Source organism: Aureivirga sp. CE67 (assembly GCF_015767245.1).
Taxonomy (GTDB): domain Bacteria; phylum Bacteroidota; class Bacteroidia; order Flavobacteriales; family Flavobacteriaceae; genus Aureivirga.
On sequence record NZ_JADOTV010000001.1, the window covers coordinates 86,764 to 108,373 of the forward strand.

25 protein-coding genes are annotated in these 21,610 nt (G+C 30.1%); 8 read left to right on the forward strand and 17 right to left on the reverse strand.

From position 1 onward, the window contains the following. The first annotated feature begins 30 nt into the window (after positions 1 to 30). Positions 31 to 1,323 (forward strand): hypothetical protein, encoded by a 1,293-nt coding sequence (locus tag I0K12_RS00415; protein WP_196884927.1) that lies wholly within the window; start codon positions 31 to 33, stop codon positions 1,321 to 1,323. Next, positions 1,313 to 2,542: a hypothetical protein gene (locus I0K12_RS00420; protein WP_196884928.1), complete on the forward strand. Its 1,230-nt coding sequence runs from the start codon at positions 1,313 to 1,315 to the stop codon at positions 2,540 to 2,542. The genes I0K12_RS00415 and I0K12_RS00420 overlap by 11 nt, the downstream gene beginning before the upstream one ends. 75 nt (positions 2,543 to 2,617) lie before the next feature. Here I0K12_RS00420 and I0K12_RS00425 read toward each other — a convergent pair whose 3' ends face one another. From I0K12_RS00425 to I0K12_RS00445, 5 genes are all read right to left on the reverse strand, one after another. Further along, positions 2,618 to 3,220: an outer membrane beta-barrel protein gene (locus I0K12_RS00425; protein WP_196884929.1), complete on the reverse strand. Its 603-nt coding sequence runs from the start codon at positions 3,218 to 3,220 to the stop codon at positions 2,618 to 2,620. A 33-nt stretch (positions 3,221 to 3,253) separates the two neighbouring features. Beyond that, positions 3,254 to 4,204, reverse strand: coding sequence for a transketolase family protein (locus tag I0K12_RS00430; RefSeq protein WP_196884930.1), 951 nt, complete (start codon positions 4,202 to 4,204; stop codon positions 3,254 to 3,256). A gap of 181 nt (positions 4,205 to 4,385) precedes the next feature. Next, on the reverse strand, positions 4,386 to 4,880 hold the full coding sequence (locus I0K12_RS00435) for a YkgJ family cysteine cluster protein (protein ID WP_196885580.1): 495 nt from the start codon (positions 4,878 to 4,880) through the stop codon (positions 4,386 to 4,388). A gap of 62 nt (positions 4,881 to 4,942) precedes the next feature. Continuing rightward, a complete protein-coding gene (locus I0K12_RS00440) occupies positions 4,943 to 5,332 on the reverse strand; it encodes a hypothetical protein (protein WP_196884931.1) in 390 nt (129 codons plus the stop codon). 27 nt (positions 5,333 to 5,359) lie between these two features. After that, positions 5,360 to 5,803 carry a hypothetical protein gene (locus I0K12_RS00445; RefSeq protein WP_196884932.1) on the reverse strand — a complete coding sequence of 148 codons (444 nt, stop codon included), beginning with the start codon at positions 5,801 to 5,803 and terminating at the stop codon, positions 5,360 to 5,362. A 405-nt stretch (positions 5,804 to 6,208) separates the two neighbouring features. On the opposite strand from I0K12_RS00445, the gene I0K12_RS00450 reads away from it, so the two are divergent. The 5 genes from I0K12_RS00450 (at position 6,209) to I0K12_RS00470 (ending at position 10,639) form a co-directional block, all read left to right on the forward strand. Next, a complete protein-coding gene (locus I0K12_RS00450) occupies positions 6,209 to 6,736 on the forward strand; it encodes a MaoC family dehydratase (RefSeq protein ID WP_196884933.1) in 528 nt (175 codons plus the stop codon). An 11-nt stretch (positions 6,737 to 6,747) separates the two neighbouring features. After that, a complete protein-coding gene (locus tag I0K12_RS00455) occupies positions 6,748 to 7,893 on the forward strand; it encodes a PrpF domain-containing protein (protein WP_196884934.1) in 1,146 nt (381 codons plus the stop codon). Positions 7,894 to 7,905: 12 nt separating this feature from the next. Then, a complete protein-coding gene (locus I0K12_RS00460) occupies positions 7,906 to 8,484 on the forward strand; it encodes a cysteine hydrolase family protein (RefSeq protein ID WP_196884935.1) in 579 nt (192 codons plus the stop codon). A 35-nt stretch (positions 8,485 to 8,519) separates the two neighbouring features. Beyond that, positions 8,520 to 9,842: an acetyl-CoA hydrolase/transferase family protein gene (locus tag I0K12_RS00465; RefSeq protein ID WP_196884936.1), complete on the forward strand. Its 1,323-nt coding sequence runs from the start codon at positions 8,520 to 8,522 to the stop codon at positions 9,840 to 9,842. 83 nt (positions 9,843 to 9,925) lie between these two features. Further along, positions 9,926 to 10,639 (forward strand): 3D domain-containing protein, encoded by a 714-nt coding sequence (locus tag I0K12_RS00470; RefSeq protein WP_196884937.1) that lies wholly within the window; start codon positions 9,926 to 9,928, stop codon positions 10,637 to 10,639. A gap of 97 nt (positions 10,640 to 10,736) precedes the next feature. Here the strand turns inward: I0K12_RS00470 and I0K12_RS00475 are convergent, their stop codons facing one another. Beyond that, positions 10,737 to 11,129, reverse strand: coding sequence for a hypothetical protein (locus tag I0K12_RS00475; protein WP_196884938.1), 393 nt, complete (start codon positions 11,127 to 11,129; stop codon positions 10,737 to 10,739). An 87-nt stretch (positions 11,130 to 11,216) separates the two neighbouring features. On the opposite strand from I0K12_RS00475, the gene I0K12_RS00480 reads away from it, so the two are divergent. Further along, complete coding sequence (locus I0K12_RS00480) at positions 11,217 to 11,675, forward strand: TspO/MBR family protein (protein WP_196884939.1); 459 nt, start codon at positions 11,217 to 11,219, stop codon at positions 11,673 to 11,675. A gap of 388 nt (positions 11,676 to 12,063) precedes the next feature. Here I0K12_RS00480 and I0K12_RS00485 read toward each other — a convergent pair whose 3' ends face one another. The 11 genes from I0K12_RS00485 to I0K12_RS00530 all read right to left on the reverse strand — a co-directional run bounded on the left by I0K12_RS00485 (position 12,064) and on the right by I0K12_RS00530 (position 21,378). Beyond that, positions 12,064 to 13,893, reverse strand: coding sequence for an ABC transporter ATP-binding protein (locus I0K12_RS00485; RefSeq protein WP_196884940.1), 1,830 nt, complete (start codon positions 13,891 to 13,893; stop codon positions 12,064 to 12,066). 83 nt (positions 13,894 to 13,976) lie between these two features. Next, positions 13,977 to 15,686, reverse strand: a complete 1,710-nt coding sequence (locus I0K12_RS00490) for a phospho-sugar mutase (protein ID WP_196884941.1) — start codon at positions 15,684 to 15,686, stop codon at positions 13,977 to 13,979. A gap of 190 nt (positions 15,687 to 15,876) precedes the next feature. Then, positions 15,877 to 16,830: a signal recognition particle-docking protein FtsY gene (ftsY, locus tag I0K12_RS00495; RefSeq protein ID WP_196884942.1), complete on the reverse strand. Its 954-nt coding sequence runs from the start codon at positions 16,828 to 16,830 to the stop codon at positions 15,877 to 15,879. A 216-nt stretch (positions 16,831 to 17,046) separates the two neighbouring features. Next, a complete protein-coding gene (locus tag I0K12_RS00500; RefSeq protein WP_196884943.1) occupies positions 17,047 to 17,199 on the reverse strand; it encodes a DUF4295 domain-containing protein in 153 nt (50 codons plus the stop codon). Positions 17,200 to 17,208: 9 nt separating this feature from the next. Beyond that, positions 17,209 to 17,391, reverse strand: coding sequence for a 50S ribosomal protein L33 (gene rpmG / locus I0K12_RS00505; RefSeq protein WP_196884944.1), 183 nt, complete (start codon positions 17,389 to 17,391; stop codon positions 17,209 to 17,211). Positions 17,392 to 17,420: 29 nt separating this feature from the next. Next, the gene (rpmB, locus tag I0K12_RS00510; RefSeq protein ID WP_196884945.1) at positions 17,421 to 17,657 is read right to left on the reverse strand and encodes a 50S ribosomal protein L28; all 237 of its coding nucleotides are present in this window, start codon (positions 17,655 to 17,657) and stop codon (positions 17,421 to 17,423) included. 61 nt (positions 17,658 to 17,718) lie between these two features. Further along, complete coding sequence (locus I0K12_RS00515) at positions 17,719 to 18,978, reverse strand: competence/damage-inducible protein A (RefSeq protein WP_196884946.1); 1,260 nt, start codon at positions 18,976 to 18,978, stop codon at positions 17,719 to 17,721. A 55-nt stretch (positions 18,979 to 19,033) separates the two neighbouring features. Further along, a complete protein-coding gene (locus I0K12_RS22080) occupies positions 19,034 to 19,159 on the reverse strand; it encodes a hypothetical protein (RefSeq protein WP_255552846.1) in 126 nt (41 codons plus the stop codon). 175 nt (positions 19,160 to 19,334) lie between these two features. Continuing rightward, positions 19,335 to 19,613, reverse strand: coding sequence for a hypothetical protein (locus tag I0K12_RS00520; RefSeq protein WP_196884947.1), 279 nt, complete (start codon positions 19,611 to 19,613; stop codon positions 19,335 to 19,337). Positions 19,614 to 19,728: 115 nt separating this feature from the next. Next, a complete protein-coding gene (locus I0K12_RS00525; protein ID WP_196884948.1) occupies positions 19,729 to 20,340 on the reverse strand; it encodes a fumarylacetoacetate hydrolase family protein in 612 nt (203 codons plus the stop codon). Between the two features lie 195 nt (positions 20,341 to 20,535). After that, complete coding sequence (locus I0K12_RS00530) at positions 20,536 to 21,378, reverse strand: 1,4-dihydroxy-2-naphthoyl-CoA synthase (protein ID WP_196884949.1); 843 nt, start codon at positions 21,376 to 21,378, stop codon at positions 20,536 to 20,538. Positions 21,379 to 21,610 lie beyond the last annotated feature (232 nt).

The following is a 21,610-nucleotide window of genomic DNA, read 5'->3' on the forward strand; positions in this document are numbered from 1 at the left end:
GAGAATTACTTTTGGTCAAAATTTAAAACAATGAAATATTTTTTTAGAATTCTGATAGTAATTCTTTTGGTTTCGTGTGCAGAAGATGACAGTACTCCTCTTACAATTGGAGAAGATTGGATAGAAACTGATACTAAAATTTATCATATCGACACGATGAAGGTTACTTCTTCAACTATACAACTTGATTCAATTAATTTAGACACAAAACGACTTTTGACAGGTTCTTACCTCGATGAATTTCTTGGAATTGTTTCTACAAAAAATTATATGCAGTTGGATTATTCTTCTTACAACGATATAAATTCTGATAGTAGATTTGATTCTATAGCCTTAATTCTAAAACACGATAAATATTATTACAACGATACGCTTTCCATTCAACACTTAAATGTTTTAGAAGTTATTGATGATATTAAACCAATTGAAGATGAATATTATTATAACACAAATAATTTCGCAGTAAACTCAAGTCCTTTGGCTACTTACTCCTATTTTCCTGAGCCTTATAAAAATGATTCGATTCATATTCGATTAAACGATAATTATGGAACAAAACTTTTTGAGGATATTAGAGAGAATAACATCAATGATGATCAGGATTTTTATGAGAAATACAAAGGAATCTCTGTAGATAACGCAGCTTCAAATGCGAATATTATCGGTTATTCTACCGAAAGTTTACTACGACTTTATTATACTAACAAAAGTGAATTTGGTGATGAAGAATTTGAAAAGGATTTCCCTTTAACTGTTCAGAATAGTTTTAATAACATGTCTGTTGACAAAACCAATACTTTTCTTTCCGGATTAAATAATGTAAAAGATGAAATTCTTTCTGAAGATGCTGAAAATTTAGCTTTTTCTCAAGCAGGAACTGGTATTTTGACAAAAATTGATGTTCCACATTTTGAAAGAATTCATGATATTCCTGGAGAAGGAACTATTGTAAAAGCAAATTTAAAACTTCCAGTAAAAGCAAGATCTTTTGATGATAATCTTCAGCTATCCGATTCTTTAAAAGTGGTAATTGTCAGAAACGATCATTTAATTCTTCAAGATTTAACTTCAGGAAAAGATGAAATTCCTGTATATGGTATTTTAAATCAAAAAGACTCTGAATTCAATAATGTTTACTATGAATTTGATATTACTAAATTTTTGGAGTTGAAATTAGACGAACCTTTTACCAATTATTATATCGGAATTTTCCCTGTTGATTTTCTAAATTCTATCGATAGAATTGTCTTTGAAAATGATCCAAACTCAGAAAATCAAAAATTTCTATTAGAACTTACTTACGCTCTTTATGATGATGAATAAAATATATTTTTATGTAGGAATTTTATTATTTACAGCAAATTCGTTTGCGCAAAGTAATAAATTGACGAGCTCACCCTATTCAATTTTTGGTTTAGGAGATATTAATAATTCTTCCTTAGGAAAAATAAATACTTTAGGAAAATCGGCTATTGCTATGCCAACAAGTGATTTTATCAATTTGACAAATCCTGCTTCTATTGGTTCTATCGGGGCAAATAAATTTCTTTTTTCTGTTGGTGTAAAAGGACAAATTGAAACTTTAGAACAAAATGATTTAAAAGAAAACAGAACTTTAGGTAATTTTTCAGGAATTGCTTTGGCTTTTCCTATTAGCAAAAATTCTGGTCTGAATATTTCTCTTCTTCCTTATACAAATGTTGGATACTCTTTTAATAATTTAAAATTTGAACAAGAAGGAAGTGCAGAACCTTATACTGTAGATGTTGATGGTTCTGGAGGTTTGAATAATTTTCAGATCAATTATGGAATTTCTATAACCAAAAAATTACGATTAGGTTTAGGAACTTCTATTTATTTTGGAAAAATTGACAATCGTGAATTTAGTCTAATTGAAGATAAATCTCTAACTGTAGATACAGAAGAAAACTATGCAGGAGTTCAGTTCAAAACTGGTTTTCAATATGATATTAATGAAACTTTTTCTATTGGAAGTACTCTAAGTTTCCCTACAAAATTAAGTGGTGAGCAAAATAAATACGTTACTGTTTCAGGAGAAGAAACGATTGAAACTACAGGTGATGTAGATTCTTATAAATTGCCTTTTGAATTTGGTGTTGGAGTTTATAAAAAGCTTGGAAAACAATTTTCTGTGAATCTAGATTATAAAAAGAGCTTCTGGAAAGAAAGTAATCAGGATATTTCTTTTGGTCAATTTATCAACCAAGATTTTGTTGGTTTTGGTTTAGAATTTATCCCAAAAGCTAACGGAATTCGTTATAAAGATCGAATTGAATATCGTATTGGTTTTAATTATGATTCTGGAAATTTGTTGATTGAAAATGAGAAAATTGAAGATTATTCTTTCAATATTGGTTTAGGAATTCCTTTAAATAAAAGAACGCCTTCTAAATTAAATATCGGATATTCTTTAGGAAGAAAAGGAAGCTTAAACAGCGGATTAATTCTAGAAAATTATCATATGTTTAATCTAAGCTTAGACTTAGGTAGTTTATGGTTTCAAAAATCAAAAATTAAATAAAAAGCCTTTACGAAAAAGTATAAAAAAAGCCTTTAGACATTTTCTAAAGGCTTTTCTTTTTTCTAAAATATTATTTTATTTCCCAAATAATCTATAAGATAAGTTTATAGAAATTTGCTCTGTTTTGTTATCAAACTTAAAGTTTGTATTTGAATTATTATCAATATATTCTATTGTAGAATCAGACAATCCTTTTTCCCAACGAATATCAACTCCAAATTTTCCTAATTCAACTCCAGCTCCGATTACTAAACCAACAGAAAAATCACTTGAATCTGTCTCTTTAATATCATCAAATTTGAAATCATTTCCGATAGCATATTGGAAATTAGGTCCTACGAAAATATTTCCAATCTTTAAAATCTTTGTACCAAATAAAACTGGAATATCAAATCTATCTAAAGAATAATCTCTTTTTCCAGCTACGTCATACTCAGAATTAATACGAACATATGATAACTCAGGACGAACATATAAACCAATCACAGGAACTTTAACACGTAACCAAACTCCTGCACTATAACCTGTTTTATTATCTGCACTAATTGATTGTCCAATTGCAGAAAAATCTCCTGTTTTACCAAAATTTAAACCAGCTTTTGCTCCAAAACCAATTTGAGCATTTGTAAATTGTAAAGCACCAATTACAAACACCAACGTCATTAAAATTCTCTTCATGTTGAAATAATTATTACTAGGGTTTCTAAATATTTATTTTCTTGTTAAAACTTTCTCAACTTTTTCAATGATTGCTTTATCATCTAATTTGTATTTCTCCATTAATTGTGCTGGAGTTCCAGATTCACCGAAACTATCATTTACAGCTACAAATTCTTGAGGAACTGGATTGTTTTGGATTAAAACTCTCGAAACGCTTTCTCCTAAACCTCCTAAGATATTGTGCTCTTCAGCAGTTACAACACATCCTGTTTTAGCAACAGACTTTAAGATAGCTTCCTCATCTAAAGGTTTAATCGTGTGAATGTTGATTACTTCCGCACTGATTCCTTTCTCTTCTAATTGTTCCGCAGCTTGTAAAGCTTCCCAAACTAAGTGTCCTGTAGCTACAATAGTAACGTCAGTTCCTTCTGTTAATTGTATTGCTTTCCCGATTACAAATGGCTCATCTGGCATAAATACTGGTACTTTTGGTCTACCAAAACGTAAGTATACTGGACCTTCGTACTCTGCAATTGCAATTGTTGCAGCTTTTGTTTGATTATAATCACATGGATTAATTACTGTCATTCCTGGTAACATTTTCATCAATCCGATATCTTCTAAAATCTGGTGAGTTGCACCATCTTCTCCAAGAGTTAATCCTGCGTGAGATGCACAAATCTTCACATTTTTATCAGAATAAGCAACTGATTGACGAATTTGATCATAAACACGACCTGTTGAAAAATTTGCAAAAGTTCCTGTAAAAGGAATCTTCCCACCAATTGTCATTCCTGCAGCCATTCCAATCATATTTGCTTCTGCAATACCTACTTGAAAGAAACGATCAGGGTGATTTTTTTCAAATTCATTCATTTTTAATGAACCTGTTAAATCAGCACAAAGTGCTACTACATTTTCGTTAGTTTTTCCTAATTCAGTTAAACCGTCACCAAATCCTGAACGTGTATCTTTCTTTTCTGTGAATGTATATTTTTTCATCGAAATTATGTTATGTTGTTGCTTACAAAAGTAGCGATTTTATTATTTTAATTTTAGTTATTCCTTGGTTAATTTTCTAGATTTTAGAAGTCTTTTTTAAGCCATTTAAAAACAAAAAAATATCTTTAAAATTTGACTTTTTAAACTAAAATCATTTTAAATTTCAAATAAAATTAAGTATTTATTTTGGAAGTTTTTGTTTTAATTTTTCCACAATAGAATAAGTAGCCGGGCAAACCTCTGTATTTTTTAATGTAAGATCTGTTAATTGGAAAAATTTTCTACGATTTGTATGAGGATACTCCCCGCAAGCTTTAGGTCTAACATCATAAATCATACATTCATTATCATACCCTAAAAACGTACATGGACTTGATTTTAAAACATAAAAATCATCTTCATCTCTTTCAAGATAGTTTTTAATAAATTGAACTTCTTTCATTTTCAAATGTTTAGAAATTCTCTGAATATCTTTTTCCGTAAAAATTGGACTTGTAGTTTTACAACAATTAGCACAAGTTAAGCAATCCGTTTTTTTAAATTCTTCTTCATGTAAGTCTAACATGATTAAATCTAAATTCTTAGGTACTCTCTTTTTTAATCTATAAAAGTACTTTTTAGATTCTTTCATAGATTCTTTAGACAATTTTGGTAATTCATCTAAACGTTGCTGCATACTTTTATCCTTACTCATTTCTTAAAATTTGCTGCAAAAGTACGTTTAATTTTAAAAGGGAACTATGGATATCTTGTTAAAACTACTTTTGGTCCATAGACAAATGATCTATCAAGAATTAATTTTGACACATTAATTTCATATCCCCAGCGAATCCCTTCAATATCTAAATAATTAAATTCTCCTTCTCTAATTATTTCGTAATAATAATTTCCATACTCTAGAATATTATTATCCTCCGAAATTTCAAGTTGTCCATTTGGTTCAAAATGAAAAACAATATTTTTATCTATATAATCAATTGGCAATTCAGGATCTTCTTCTTCAGAATCAAATTCTTCTATTTTTGATAATTTCCAGTCACCAATCAAATCATCTGAAATTATTTCCTCATCATAAGAGCAAGAGGAACAGATGCATGCAAAAAGTAGTAAAACTTTGAAATATTTCATTTTTATCTAACTTATAGTAAACTTTATTTACTCAGTTTCTTGTTCTTCATAAGGTATTCTCTGGAATTTATAAAAACACACATCTTGACAATCTCCAAATTTTGGCGAAAAAACCATGTCTAAATCTTCAAAATAATATGCATTTACAACAAATCCGAAAACATCTTCTTTCTCTCCCAAACTATTACAATCATAATTCATTTTCACCATTTGATTTTCTAACTCAAAAATACCTGAAGTACAATCTTCATATTCATTCGTTACAAATCTATAATTTGGAAAAAGAGAAAACTGAAACGATTCTTCTACTTCTACCCAACCATCTGTTGTACTATTTCTAATTGCAATTAGCTCCCAATCTCCAATCGGAGAAAATTCACTTCTTGTTATTCCATCATCAATTGTTGTACAACTTTGAATCGTAGAAATAAGAATCAAAAAAATAATAAATAATTTAAAAGGGGTTTTCATATAAATAATTTAATATTTCCCAAAAATAAAAAAAATTGAAAGAGAAACTATTATTAAACTAATTATTGCTTATTTATTTTACTTTTTCAGTATGAAAGATATCAAATATTAAAAAAAAAATTGTTTCGTTTGTTTATATCTCTATTTTTAAACAAGATGACGATATTATTTAAAAAAAGTCATTTTTATTTCTCTGAAGATGTAGGACTTACTTTAATGAAAATTGGATCCGTTATAGATCTTGAACAAAAGCATGAAATAAGACTTGTTTCCTTTGAAACAAATAATTAAAAAAACAAAAGCGTTGAATTTTATTTTCAACACTTTTTACTTTTTTAAAAAACTGATTTTCAATTAATTATTTAGTAAATTTAATAGAACACTTTATTAAATAATTAAACAACAATGGAAAAAATACCACAATTATTAAAGAAAATTGGAGACAAACACTATGTTGAAACTTGCTCATTATGCTATGAAGATTTTGAAGTTGGAGCAATTATAGAATCCAATCATGGTAGAACAATTACTTCAGCAGATTGCATGTGGATGACTATGTTAATGGGAATTGAAACCGCAATGCACATCAATCAAGACTATGCAAAAAAATCGGAGTTTGGAGATGTTATTATTGAACAATTAGTTGTTTTTAGCATCAGTATCGGACTTTCTTCACGTTTAATTTCTGGTTCTGCTAGCGCAAATTTTGAGTTTGACGAATTAAAAGCGCTTCATCCAGTTAGAATTGGTGACACACTTTATGTTACAAGCGAAGTTCTTTCCATGAGAGAATCAAAATCGAGACCGAAACAAGGAATCGTAAAACTTAAAATCATTACAAAAAACCAAGATGGAGTTGTAGTTCATACAGGAACTAGAACCATGTTGGTTTGGAAAAAAGAATTCTTACCACAACAATCTATTAACGGATAATTCTATAAATCATGAAAGATTGTGGACAACAATTAGCGGTTCCTTGCACTTATATGCGTGGTGGAACCAGCAAAGCAATTTTTGTCAAAGGAGAAGATTTACCTCCTGCTGGACATGAAAGAGACGCAGTTTTAATGCGAATGATGGGGAATCCGGATATCAATGAAATTGACGGAATGGGTGGCGCACAATTAGTAACTTCTAAGCTTGCTGTGATTGACCCAAGTACAAATCCAGATGCGGATATTGATTATACTTTTGGTCAAGCTGAAATTTTGAAAGCAAATATTGATTACCGTGCAAATTGTGGAAATATTTCTTCTGCTGTAGGACCTTTTGCAATTGCTGAAGGTTATGTAAAAGCTGTAGAACCTGTTACAGTTGTTCGAGTTTTCAATACTAATAGCCAGAAAATTTTGTATTTACATGTTCCGGTTGTCAATGGCGAACCACAAGTTATGGGAGATTATCATATTGATGGTGTTCCTGGAACTGGAGCAAGTATTTTAATGGATTATCATAAGACTCTTGGAGCCGAAACAGGAAAATGTTTACCAACTGGCAATGTAACAGATATTTTAAAACTGGATAATGGAAAATCTGTAGAAATTACAGTTTGTGATTATGCTAATGTCAGCATTTTTGTACATGCAAAAGATTTAGGAATTGAATGTACAGAGTCAAAGCCTGAATTGGATAATAATAAAGAACTTCTTGATTTAGTTCGAGAAATTCGTGGAAAAATTGGAGAACAAATTGGATTTTGTAAAGATTGGAAAGAAATTGATGATGTTTCACCTTTGCTTCCGCTTGTTTTTGCTGTAAGAGAACCTGAAAGTACAGAAACTGAAGATATTCGAATACGTTTGTTTTTATTGAATAAATGTCATCCAACTTTGGCGGGAACTGGTTCGGTTTGTTTAGGAGCTTCTTGTGGAATTGAAGGTTCGGTTTCTAATAAAGTTGCAAATACTCCTGATATTCATTCTTTCACTTTAAGAGCCCGACATCCGTTAGGAATTATGCCTGTGATTGTAGAATCTAAACCTGTTGAAGGACAAAATTATCCAGACTTTACAAAGTTGGCTTATCACAGAACTGCTCGAAAAATTATGAAAGGCGATGTATTTATTCCAAATGTTTCTTATAAAAATTAAATCTGTCTGCATATGAAAACTACCATTTTGATTATTGATTTCATAAATGACATTGTAAATGAAGAAAGCAAATTTGCGAATTCGGCTAAAGCAGTAAAAGATAAAAATGTGATTGAGAACGCAAATAAATTAATTGCTTTTGGTCGAAAAAACGACATTCCACTTCTTTTTGTAAAAGTTGGATTTTCCAGTTCTTATGTTGAATGTCCTGTAGGTGTAGAAACTTCATTATTGAGTAAAGCTAAAGAATTCGGAGCTTATCAATTGGATAGTTGGGGAACTGAATTTCATCCAAAACTCGATTTTCAAAAAGGAGATATTGTCATTACAAAACATCGTGTCAATGCTTTTTATGAAACAGATTTAGCTCTTTTATTAAAAACTTTAAAAACGGATCATTTGGTTATTTGTGGAGTTTCTACAAGTTTAACAGTACAAACAACCGCAAGAGAATCTCATGATCGGGATTTTAATACGACAATAATTCAAGATGCTTGTGCAGATAGTTGTTCGGAAGAAGCACAAAAATATACGTTTGAACTTCTCTCTGAAATTGCAAATATTAAAACAACGGAAGAATTTATTTCTTAAAAAATTCAAATGCTATTCAATTAAAAAATAAAATCATGGATTATAAAGATATATATCAACAAAAATTAATGTCTCCAGAAAAGGCAATTAAAATAGTTCCAAAAAAAGGAAAAATGTCTTTTGGTTTAGGAATGTCTGAACCCCCTGCTCTTTTCGCTGCATTGGAAAAACGTGTGCAAGCAAAAGATATCGATGAATTGAAATTGTATTACATGCATCCTGCAACACCTTTGCAAGAAACACTTTTAAAAGAAGAATATTTGGATAGACTTTTATTATATCCTTTTTATCCAACAAAAGTAGAAAGAGATTTAGTAAAAAAAGGAGTTGCAAAAGGAAAGAAATACATTCATTATATTCCAGAAAACTTCCACCAGATTCCACAAGTGATGACAGAAGATATTGGACTCGATATTTTTATGGTGACAGTTTCAAAAATGACAAGTGGAGGATATTTTAGTACAGGAACAAATGGAGATTATACAATTACTGCTGCTCGAAAAGCGAAAAAGTTAATTGTAGAAGTAAATGAAGAAATGCCTGTAGTTTTTGGAGATACTTTTATTCATATTTCTGAAATTGATGCGATTGTTGAAAATACGATTCCACTTCCTGAAGAGCCACCTTATAACGAACCTAGAGAAGTTGACCATCAAATTGCAAAATATATTGTAGAACATCTTTCTGATGGAGCCACAATTCAGATTGGTGCTGGAAATGTTCCGAATGCGGTTTGTGCGAAGCTTGGAAATTTCAATGATTTAGGAATTCATAGCGAGTTACTTTCTCCAGTAATGGCAGATTTGATTATCAAAGGAAATGTGACAAATAAATATAAAAATATCAATGTTGGAAGATCTGTTTTTACACTTGCAGCAGGAAATCGACCATTTTTTGATTATATAAATCTAAATCCTGGAATCGAAGCTTATCCTTCTTCATATATTAATGATCCATATATTATTGGTTTAAATGACAAAGTTTTCTCTTTAAATTCTTTTATTGAAGTGGATTTATTTGGACAAGTAAGTTCTGATTTTATGCTTGGTCATCAGTGGAGTACGGTTGGTGGACAATTAGATTTTGTGGAAGGAGCTCAGCGCTCAAAAGGTGGAGTTTCTATTTTGGCAGCAACATCTACAGCTGCTCACGGAAAAGTTTCTCGTATTGTACCAACTATTTCCGGTCCTGCTTCAGATACTCGTAATTCTGTACAATATATTGCAACCGAATATGGAATTATAAATCTAAGAGGAAAATCAACTATGGAAAGAGCAGAATTATTGATTTCCATTGCACATCCAGATTTTAGAGATCATCTTCGAGATGAAGCAAAACGAATGCAGATTCTATTTTAAAAAAATAGATAAAACAATAAATATGAAAAACCTACATGATTTTGTGTAGGTTTTTTGTTTATTTAAGCTTTAAATAAAAAATAATGAAAAGAAAATTCTCAATATTATTCCTATCCTTAATAAGCTTATTTTCAATATTTAGTTTTAAATCTGACAAAAAACCTAAAGAAAAAGAGTTAGAACTGTGGGCTACTTATTATTATATCCCAACTCTAAAACATTCAGAAAATGGTATCGATTTATTAAATGAAAAGGAAGAAAAAACAGGTTTAAAATTAGATTTATGTGATTGGTGTACAGCTTGTATAGAAGGAACTGTTTATATTAAAAGAGATACTACTATTCATATTTTTAATTATTTTGGAAGGTCTGAAAATATTCAAAACGATTGTCGTGATTGTGAAAAATATGAAAACTACAATTCTTACGAGAAAACAGGAAAAGTTCTTTGGCAAAAAAGTTCTAGATATGGAAAAGGAGTTCAAAATTTCAACCTAAAACCTTTTAAAACAATTGCTGTGGATCCTAAACTAATTCCTTTTGGCTCTGTTCTTTTTATTTCAGAAGCAAAAAACACGATTTATAAAGATGAAAATGGAAATCGACAAATACATGATGGTTATTTTTTTGCCGGAGATACAGGTTCTAAAATTATAGGAAATCATATTGATGTTTTTCTAGGCAATACAGAAATTAATCCTTTTTCTTTTATCAAGTCAAATAAAAAAGGAAATTTTAACGCAAGAATAATTCGTGACTCTGTTCTAATTGAAAGAATGAAAAGCTTACATCAATAAACTAATATTTCAAAATTCTGTCTCTTGAATCAATTTAGTGAATCTTTCTATGAGAAAAATTTCAATATGTATGACTTTGAAAATCAAGCTATTTTTTTTACTTTAATTTTACTGATTCACTATAGGTTCCTATTTCTTTTAGTTTCTCCCAAGTTATAGAATCAATATTTTTTGTAGCTTCAAGAATTTCATTTAAAACTTCATCTGTAATTTTCTCTTCTATTTCATCAAATAAATCAATAAAACTAGGTAGTTTCTTAAAATCATTTTCATCTTCGCAATGAATACCTATTACAGGATAAGGTGCTCCAAATGGATTTTCGTAAGATATTAAATCATATTCTGCATTCTTTGGAAATTCAGGAAACCAAAGAGGAATTTTAATTCGTAAAACATCCAAACATTTTATTGACAAATCCATATCCCAATTTAATTTATCATAATCGGGAAACTCTATCGGAAGGTAACCTCTTTTTTTTTCTTTTTTCATACCATCTTATTATTTCCAACAAAAATAAAAATCATTTCTAAACTTTGTTAATATTCTTTATTTTTAAGAGTACATAAACTCAAAAAAATGTTAGTAAGAATAATTCTCTTTTTGATTTTAAATTTTGGTGCTTTAGCAATTGGAAGTTTTTTCACAAGCAAAGGTGTTCCATCAGATTGGTATGCAAATTTAAACAAAGCTCCTTGGACACCTCCAGGTTGGATTTTTGGTGCAGCTTGGACAACGATTATGATTTGCTTTAGCATTTACCTGGCTTATCTTTGGCCAAACTCTACAAATAAATCGCTACTTATAACTTTATTTGTTTTTCAATGGATTTTAAATGTTGGTTGGAACCCAACTTTCTTCTATTACCATCAAGTGCTTTTTGGTTTTGTAATTATTTTGACTTTAACTATTCTAGTTGGATATTTTCTTTTTCATTATTGGAATACTGTAAAACTAAAATCTGTTCTGATTTTACCTTATTTTATTTGGCTACTGATTGCAACTTCTTTGAATGGTTATATTTTGTTTAAAAATTAAGAGCCTGTTTAAATATTTTCCTTTTGCGAAAGGGATTGTAGTGAATAGCTTTTCTTTTTTCAAAAATTAGAAATTCTTGACAAACGGAGGCGACCTTAGAAGCCCACGTATTGTTTAGAATTTCTTTTTTTGACAAGAGAAAACTTGGAACGAAAAGCCCGGCCTTTTTCTGTGTTTTTTTTAAAACAAAGAAAAAGGTTTCGCCCAAAGAATTATCTTATACAAATAATTTAAGCACTCTTGCATAAAACTAACACACCCCTAACCCCTCTCAAGAGGGGAACTTGACAATCAAAAAATTATCTTAACACAACTACTTTTATTTAATTATCAAAAACAAAAAAGACTTCACGAGGAAGTCTTTTTAATAATTTATATCGATTTCTTTTTAGTCAAAAGATTGCATATTCACCAATTTATGATATTCTCCTTGATGTGCAATTAATTCTTGATGTGTTCCTTTCTCAACGATTTTTCCATTTCGCATTACCACAATTAAATCTGCATTTTTAATCGTAGAAAGTCTATGTGCTATTACAATCGAAGTTCTGTTTTTCATCATGTTTTCTAGAGCATCCTGCACAGCTTTTTCCGCCTCTGTATCTAGCGCTGAAGTTGCTTCATCTAGAATCATAATCGGTGGATTTTTCAGTACTGCTCTCGCAATAGAAATACGCTGTTGCTGACCTCCTGAAAGTTGATCTCCAGAATCTCCAATATTATCGTCATATCCATTTGGACGATTCATGATAAATTCGTGTGCATTTGCAATTTTCGCAGCGTTTTCTACTTCTTCATCAGTTGCATTCTCTACACCAAGCATGATGTTATTTTTGATTGTATCATTGAAAAGAATTGCTTTTTGATTTACAATTCCCATCAAACTTCTAAGATCATGTTGTGTAACTTCTCGAATATCTTTTCCGTCAATTTTAACCGAACCTTTATTCACATCATAAAAACGTGTAATAAGGTTTGCTAAAGTCGATTTTCCACTTCCAGATTGCCCAACTAAAGCCACTGTTTTTCCTTTTGGAATCGTTAATGAAAAATCTTCCAAAACATAATCTTGATCATATTTAAAAGAAATATTTTCAAAAGTAATTTCACTCTCAAAAGACTTTAATTCTTTAGGTTGTTCAGGATCAACAATCGTATTTTCTGTTTCTAAAATCTCTAAAATTCTCTCTGCGGCAGCATTTCCTTTTTTGATATTATAAGAAGCTTTTGAGATTTGTTTTGCAGGTGCAAGAATATTATAAGTCAAAGTAATAAATCCGATAAAAGTTGCTCCATCCATTGTGTTTTCAACCAAAACCATGTGACCTCCAAACCAAAGAATTACAGCAACTGATGCAATTCCTAAAGTTTCACTTAATGGTGAAGCTATATTTTGACGATTTAATAGCGAATTCAAAATCTTGTTTAATTTTGAAGTAGAAGTAAAAATCTTATTCGACATCTTCTTCTCTGCATTATAACCTTTAATCACTCTTAATCCTGTTAAAGTTTCTTCAATCAAAGAAAGAAAATGACCTTGTTCTTTTTGTGCTCTATCAGAATGTTTTTTTAATTTTTTCCCGATCATTGAAATGATAATTCCAGAAATTGGTAAAAATATAAATACAAACAAAGTAAGTTTAGCACTCAACATAATCATTGAAATCAATGTAAAAATAATGTTTAAAGGCTCTCTTACTGCTAATTCTAAAACCGCTAAAAATGTCCATTGAATTTCTTGAATATCTGTAGTAATTCTTGCCATTACATCTCCTTTTCTCTTTTCAGAAAAAAACGAAACTGGTAATTGTATGATTTTTTTTGCAGTCGTATCTCTTAAGTCTCTTAAAACTCCATTTCTCAAAAATGTAATAAAAAACATCGCAAAATAGTTTGAGATATTTTTCAATAAAAATAGAGAAACTATAAGTCCACAAACAAAGAAAAGCGTACTACTTTCACCATAATCTACACGAATTTGTGTTACGTAGAAGTTCAAATAATCAAAAATAAAATCTTTAATCCCTGTAATTCCTTCCCATGTTGGAGCAATTTTTACTGGTGGTTTTTCTTGCTTAAAAAGTACATCCAACATTGGGATTAATGCTAAGAATCCTAGCGTACTGAAAAGCGCATAAAAAATATTAAAAATAATATTCAAAACTGCATATTTACGATAAGGTTTCGCAAAAAGCAGAATCTTTTTAAAATAGTTCATTTAATTTAAAAAATTGGTTAAAAAAAGTCTATTCAATAACTTGAATAGACTTTATATAATATTGTTAAGTGCAAAAATACGGTTTATAAACCAAACTCTTTACAAAATTCATTGATTTTTGCATCTAGTTGTTTTTCTACCTCTTTTGCATTTTCTGTAGAATCTAATGGTAATTTCACACTAAAATAGAATTTAATTTTAGGCTCCGTTCCAGAAGGACGAGCTGCAATTTTACTTCCATCTTCTGTATAGTAAATCAACACGTTTGATTTTGGTACATCAATCGTTTCTACTTCTCCAGTAATAATATTCTTTCTTTCAGAAGAAGCATAATCCTCTAAATGTGTCACTTTTAAACCAGCGATTTCTTTCTTTGGATTCTCACGAAGATCAATCATCATTTCTTTGATTAATTCTGCTCCTTCAATTCCCTTTTTCACTAAAGCAACTAAGTGCTCTTTGTAGAAAGAATGCTCTTTATAAATCTCTAATAAATCCTTGTAGAAAGTAGACCCTCTAAGTTTTGCATCCATTGCAATTTCACAAGCTAAAAGCGTTGCTGTCACAGCATCTTTATCTCTTACGAAATCACCAATCATGTAACCAAAACTTTCTTCTCCACCACCGATGAATTCCATAGATTCATTGTCACGGATCATTTTTGCAATCCATTTAAATCCTGTCAATCCAACTTTACAATCTACATCATATTTAGCAGCGATATCGTTTACTAAATTTGTAGATACAATCGTAGATCCAACAAATTGGTTTCCGTTTAACTTTCCTCTTTGTTGCCATTTTTTGATTAAGAAATCTGTCATGATACTCATTGTTTGATTTCCATTCAATAAGATCATATTTCCGTCTAAATCTCTAACAGCAATTCCAACACGATCTGAATCGGGATCTGTTCCAATAACGATATCAGCATTCACTTCATCTGCCAATTCCAATGCCATTTTTAAAGCTGCTGGCTCTTCTGGATTTGGAGATTCTACTGTAGGGAAAGTTCCATCTGGCTCCATTTGTTCCTCTACAATATGAACATTTGTATATCCTGCTTTTTGTAATGTTTTAGGAACAATTTTGATTGAAGTTCCGTGTAATGAAGTGAAAACTACATTTAATTTTTCTCTATCAGCCTCTGCAAAACATCCATTGTTTAAAGAAGCTTCCATAAACGCATTATCAATTTCTGTAGCGATATATTCTAATAAATTATCATTTCCATCAAACTTAATTTCAGAAAAATCTAAACTATTTACTTCATCAATAATATTCTTGTCATGTGGAGGAACAATTTGCGCTCCATCATTCCAATAAACTTTATATCCGTTATATTCTGGTGGATTGTGCGAAGCTGTTAACACAATTCCTGCATCACAACCAAGGTGACGAACTGCAAAAGACAATTCTGGTGTTGGACGCATTTCATCAAAAAGATAAACTTTTATATTATTTGCAGTAAAAACATCTGCAACGATTTTCGCAAACTTATCACTGTTTCTTCTACAGTCGTAAGCAATTGCTACTTTTAATTCTTTATTTGGATAGTTTTTGTGTAGGTAATTTGATAAACCTTGTGTAGCTTTTCCTAATGTATATTTGTTTATTCTATTAATTCCAGCTCCCATGATTCCACGCATTCCTCCAGTTCCAAACTCAAGATTCTTATAAAATGCATCTTTTAATTTATCTGGATTATTCTCCATCAAATCTTGAATTTCTTGTTTTGTTTCTGAATCAAATGCGTCAGAAAGCCAAAGATTGGCTTTTTCTAAAATCTCTTCCATATTTGCTTAAATTAGGTTCTTTACAAATATACGTTTTATTCATTATATTTTGAGAAATGAGAAATTTTAAAAGGCTTATTTTATAAAATTTTTCATTCTTTTCAAACCTTCTTTTACAAAATAAAAAGCATCAAAAAAGTCCCATCTTTCGACAGGACTTTTACTCTATAATATTATTGTTTTTTCAATCTTATTTAAAGAACGAATCTACAAACTCATACTTATTGAAAACTTGTAAATCTTCAATTCCTTCTCCAACTCCAATATATTTTACTGGAATTTTAAATTGATCTGAAATTCCGATTACAACTCCTCCTTTTGCAGTTCCATCTAATTTTGTTACTGCTAAAGAGTTTACTTCTGTTGCTTTTGTAAATTGTTTTGCTTGCTCAAAAGCATTTTGTCCAGTAGAACCATCTAAAACTAAAAGCACTTCGTGTGGAGCATCTCCAACTACTTTTTGCATTACACGTTTCACTTTCGAAAGCTCGTTCATTAAGTTTACTTTATTGTGTAAACGACCAGCAGTATCAATAATTACAACATCTGCGTCTTGTGTTACAGCAGATTGTAAAGTATCAAAAGCTACAGAAGCAGGATCAGATCCCATTTGTTGCTTCACAATAGGAACATCTACTCTATCTGCCCAGATTTGTAACTGATCAATTGCAGCAGCACGGAAAGTATCTGCAGCTCCAAGAACTACTTTCTTACCAGCTTTTTTAAATTGATAAGCCAATTTTCCGATAGTTGTAGTCTTTCCAACTCCGTTTACTCCAACTACCATCAAAACATAAGGTTTTTTGTTTAATGGAACTTCAAAATCAACAGCTTCTCCAGTATTTGTTTCTGAAAGAAGTCCTGCTATTTCTTCTCTTAAAATTCCATTCAACTCATCAGTTCCTAAATATTTATCTTTTGAAACTCTATCTTCAATTCTATCAATTACTTTAAGAGTAGTATCTACACCAACATCTGATGAAATTAATACTTCTTCTAAATCATCTAAAACTTCATCATCTACTTTTGATTTTCCAGCAACAATTTTTGATAACTTAGAGAAAAATGTAGTTTTTGACTGTTCTAAACCTTTATCTAAGGTCTCTTTTTTTTCTCTTGAAAATAACTTTTTAAAAAAACTCATTTTATTCTTCTTTGGGAAATTAAATAATTATGGTAATAAAATTTGTCAGCAATCCTCTTCGCTTTTCAATTATTTTCAAAAAAACTGTAAAATAGTATGTTTTTTTGAAAATCTTTAAATGAATACAAATCTTATTCTAAAACTTTACAAATATAAAAAAAAAGCCACTTTCAATTATATGAAAGTAGCTTTTTTAAAATTATATTTTCTCACAAATTACTTTTTGTTTAAAAAGTCGTTTACTTGTGATGGATCTGTAATAGTTTCTACAAAAGTGTAAGATCCCGATTTAGGAGATTTTACCATTTTAATAGCTTTTGTTAATCTTTTAGAACCAGACTGTAACGATGCTACCGATTTCTTTGCCATGACTTAAAATTATTTAATTTCTTTATGAACTGTCATTTTCTTCAAGATTGGATTAAATTTCTTAATCTCTAATCTATCTGGAGTGTTCTTTTTGTTCTTAGTTGTAATATATCTAGAAGTTCCTGGTAATCCAGAAGCTTTATGTTCAGTGCACTCTAAGATTACTTGCACTCTGTTTCCTTTCTTTGCCATCTTAATTCGATTTTTTAATTATCAAATAATTATTTTAAAAATCCTTTTTGCTTTGCTTCTTTAATTACAGCAGCGATTCCTTTCTTGTTAATATCCTTTAAAGCAGATGCAGATACTTTTAAAGTAATCCACTTATCTTCTTCTGGAATATAGAAACGCTTCTTCATTAAGTTAGCATTGAATTTTCTTTTAGTTCTATTTAAGGCGTGTGAAACATTGTTCCCCACCATTGCTTTTTTTCCTGTAAGTTCACAAACTTTTGACATCTTTAACAGTTTTTAGTGTTATCTCAAAACGAGGTGCAAAGTTAAAAATAATTATAACGATTTACAAACTATTCAAAATGTTTTTTCTAATTTCTTTCTGAAGTAACTCCAACGACTTAAGTGTTGTGCGGTGAATTACCTTCTCTCTTGGCTGTCCAAAATTAAATTTTTCAACACAAATTCCAGCTGGTGAAGCTATAGAAATATACACAGTTCCTACTGTTTCATCTGTTAAATCTTTTGTTGGACCTGCATTTCCTGTTGTTGCAATTGCATAGTCTGTTCCAAATTTTTTCTGAATTCCAAGTGCCATTTCTTTTGCAACTTCCTCACTTACTACTGTATATTTATCTACAGTTTCTTGTAAAACTTCTAGTTCTTGAATCTTAATTTTAACATTATAAGGTACAATTCCACCAATAAAATAAGCCGAAGAGCCCGGAACAGAAGTGATCGTTTCTGCTATTTTTCCTCCAGTACAGCTTTCTGCAATAGCTAAAGTTGCTTTATTTTCTGTAAGAAGTTTCCCAACTAGAGCTTCCATCGTTTCATTTTCATCATAACCAACAATAATATCTCCGATAATTTGTTGCATTTTCTCCACTTCTTCTGCTACACTATCAATCAAAAATTGTTCATTGTCTCCTTTTGCCGTAAGTCGCAACATTAACTTTCCATATTGAGGTAAATATGCCAATTTGATATGTTTCGGAAGTGCATCTTCCCAAGTTTCCAAACGATCTGCAACCATACTTTCTCCCATTCCATAAGTCAAAATAGTTTTATGGTATATAAAAGGTAAATCAAATTTATATTGCAACTTTGGTAAAAGTTCTTTAGAAACAATTCCTTTCATCTCATTTGGAACTCCAGGCATAGAAACTACAATTCCTTTTTCATTCTCCAACCACATTCCTGGCGCTGTTCCCAATTCATTGAAAAGAACTTCTGATTTTGTTGGAACTAAAGCTTGTTGTCTGTTAACTTCTGTAAATGGATAATTAATTTTTGCAAAAAGATTTTTGATATGTGTTTCCACTTCTTCGTTTAAAACCAACGAATCTTGAAAATATGTTGTAATCGTATGTTTTGTAATATCATCTTTTGTTGGCCCTAACCCTCCTGTGATAATTACGATTTCTGCATTTTCTTGTGCTTCTGCAATTGCTTTTGTTATATGTTTTGTATCATCTTGAATAGAAGTAATTTGATAAACAGAAATTCCTATTTTGTTTAATTCTTTGGCAATCCATTGGGAATTAGTATCCACAATTTGCCCAATTAATATTTCATCTCCTATGGTAATTATTTCTGCATTCATCTTTTTTCTATTTCTAAATTATAAGCTTTCAAAGTTATGAAACATATCTCGAACATTAATCAGTAATTAGTTCCGAATTTTGAATAGATTTTTCATAATCTTCTTCATTCAAACTTGCATCTAAAATTACAATGGATTCTAATTTTTTTATCTCCATAATTTTCAGAAGTCTTTTTCTCATTTTCTTCCCCAAAAACACTCCTCCTATTATTACAACCTTAAATCGAGAATTTTCCGCTACGTATTTTGTAGTATTTGATAAAGAACAAAAAAAGGAAAGCTTTTACACTTTCCTTTTTGTTATTTTTTTGAGAATTAAAATTTAAGTTATACAACTCTCTTAATTGAAGTCTTTTTTAAGCTCTCATCATAAAACCTTGTAACACCATCAATAAAACAAGCATCAATGCAAAAATCAATACTGGTTTCTGAATTGATTTTGCTTCATATGTGATATCTTTTCCTAAATATTCATTCCAGAAAAAAGTATTTAATACGATTCCTCCTAAAAAGTTTAATCCCATAATTAGAAATAAACTCATTGAGCTTCCTAAATTCACCATCATTCCGTTTACCAAAAAGGTAAAAATAAGTGCATATAAGATTACCATCGGAATTTGTTTAACTTTTTTCATGGATTTCAAATTAGAAGCCATCAAAAAAGAAGCAAAAAATGGGGAAGCAATCACTGAAAATAAAATAAGAGATTGCTTTGAGTATAATTTAAAAATTGGGGTTTTATTACTCATTTTATTTTACTCTTACTTTTAAAAACTCTTCTCCTTCTATCTTTCCAATTAGTTCGTCGTTTTCTGAAACTTTTCCGACACCTGCTGGTGTTCCTGTAAAAATTATATCTCCTTTTTTCAAGGTATAAAACTGTGAAACATATTCTATAATCTCATCAATCTTCCAAAGCATCTGGTTGGTATTTCCTTCCTGTACTGTCTCACCGTTTTTTTCTAAAGAGAAATTTAAATCTTGTAAGTTTTCAAATTTTTCTTTTGGAACAAAATTTCCGATAATTGTAGCACCATCAAAACCTTTTGCTATTTCCCAAGGTAAACCTTTTGCTTTTAATTTTGATTGTAAGTCTCTTGCAGTAAAATCGATTCCTAATCCAACCTCATCGTAGTATTTATGAGCAAATTTTGACTCAATATATTTTCCTACTTTATTGATTTTCACCAAAACCTCAACTTCATAATGAACATCATCTGAAAAAGAAGGAATAAAAAAAGGATTGTTTTTAGGTAGTATTGAAGAATCCGGTTTTAAAAAGATTACTGGTTCTTCAGGTTTTTCGTTTTGTAACTCCTTTATGTGGTTTGTATAATTTCTTCCTATACAAAGTATTTTCATATCTCTTCGATTTTAAGAACATCACAAAAATACAATGAATTACAATAACTTATATTTTAAAGTGGTATTATTTTATCCAATTTTATAAAAACTTAGAATAAATTGCATAAAATAATACCATCTTACCAGTTGAATTTTAATTATTTAACCAACAAAAGTCAACTGTTATTATTTATACATGTGATTTATAAAATCTTATGGAATCCATTTGATTTTTCTAAAATCTGGTTTACGTTTTTCTAAGAAAGCATCTCTTCCTTCCTTTGCTTCTTCTGTCATATAAGCCAAACGAGTTGCTTCTCCTGCAAAAACTTGTTGCCCTACCATTCCGTCATCTGTCAAGTTCATGGCAAATTTCAACATTTTGATAGAAGTTGGCGATTTATCTAAAATCTCCTGAGCCCATTGGTAAGCAGTATCTTCTAACTCATCATGTGGAATTACAGCATTTACCATTCCCATTTCATAAGCTTCTTGTGCAGAATAATTTCTTCCTAAAAAGAAAATCTCTCTTGCTTTCTTTTGCCCAACCATTTTTGCTAAATAAGCAGAACCATATCCTCCATCAAAACTAGTTACATCTGCATCTGTTTGTTTGAAGATTGCATGCTCTTTACTCGCTAAAGTTAAATCACAAACAACATGTAAACTGTGTCCACCTCCTACAGCCCATCCTGGAACTACAGCAATCACAGCTTTAGGCATAAAACGAATCAAACGTTGTACATCTAAAATATTTAAACGGTGATATCCGTCTTGTCCAACATATCCTTGGTGTCCTCTAGCTTTTTGATCTCCTCCTGAACAAAAAGACCAAATTCCATCTTTTGAAGAAGGTCCTTCTGCTGATAAAAGAATTACTCCAATAGAAGTATCTTCTTGTGCATCATGAAAAGCATCTAATAATTCACTTGTAGTTTGTGGTCTGAAAGCATTACGAATATCTGGTCTATTAAAAGCGATTCGTGCTACTCCATTATGTTTTTTATACGTAATATCTTGGTATTCTTTTACGGTTTTCCAATCTATATTTGCCATTGTTCAATATTTTGGGTAAAGATAAAAATTTTCAAACACAGATAGTTTTGATTCTATATTTTTCATTTGTTAAGAGCTTGTTTAAATTTATGTAGTTTTATTTTCTTTGAATTATAATTTAAATATATAAACTAAACAGCTTCTTTTTTCAGTTTAAAATCTTTCAAAAAACACCTTTTTAAAAGTAATATTTTTAACAATTAAAGTTGTAATGTTATTTTATTAACAAAAA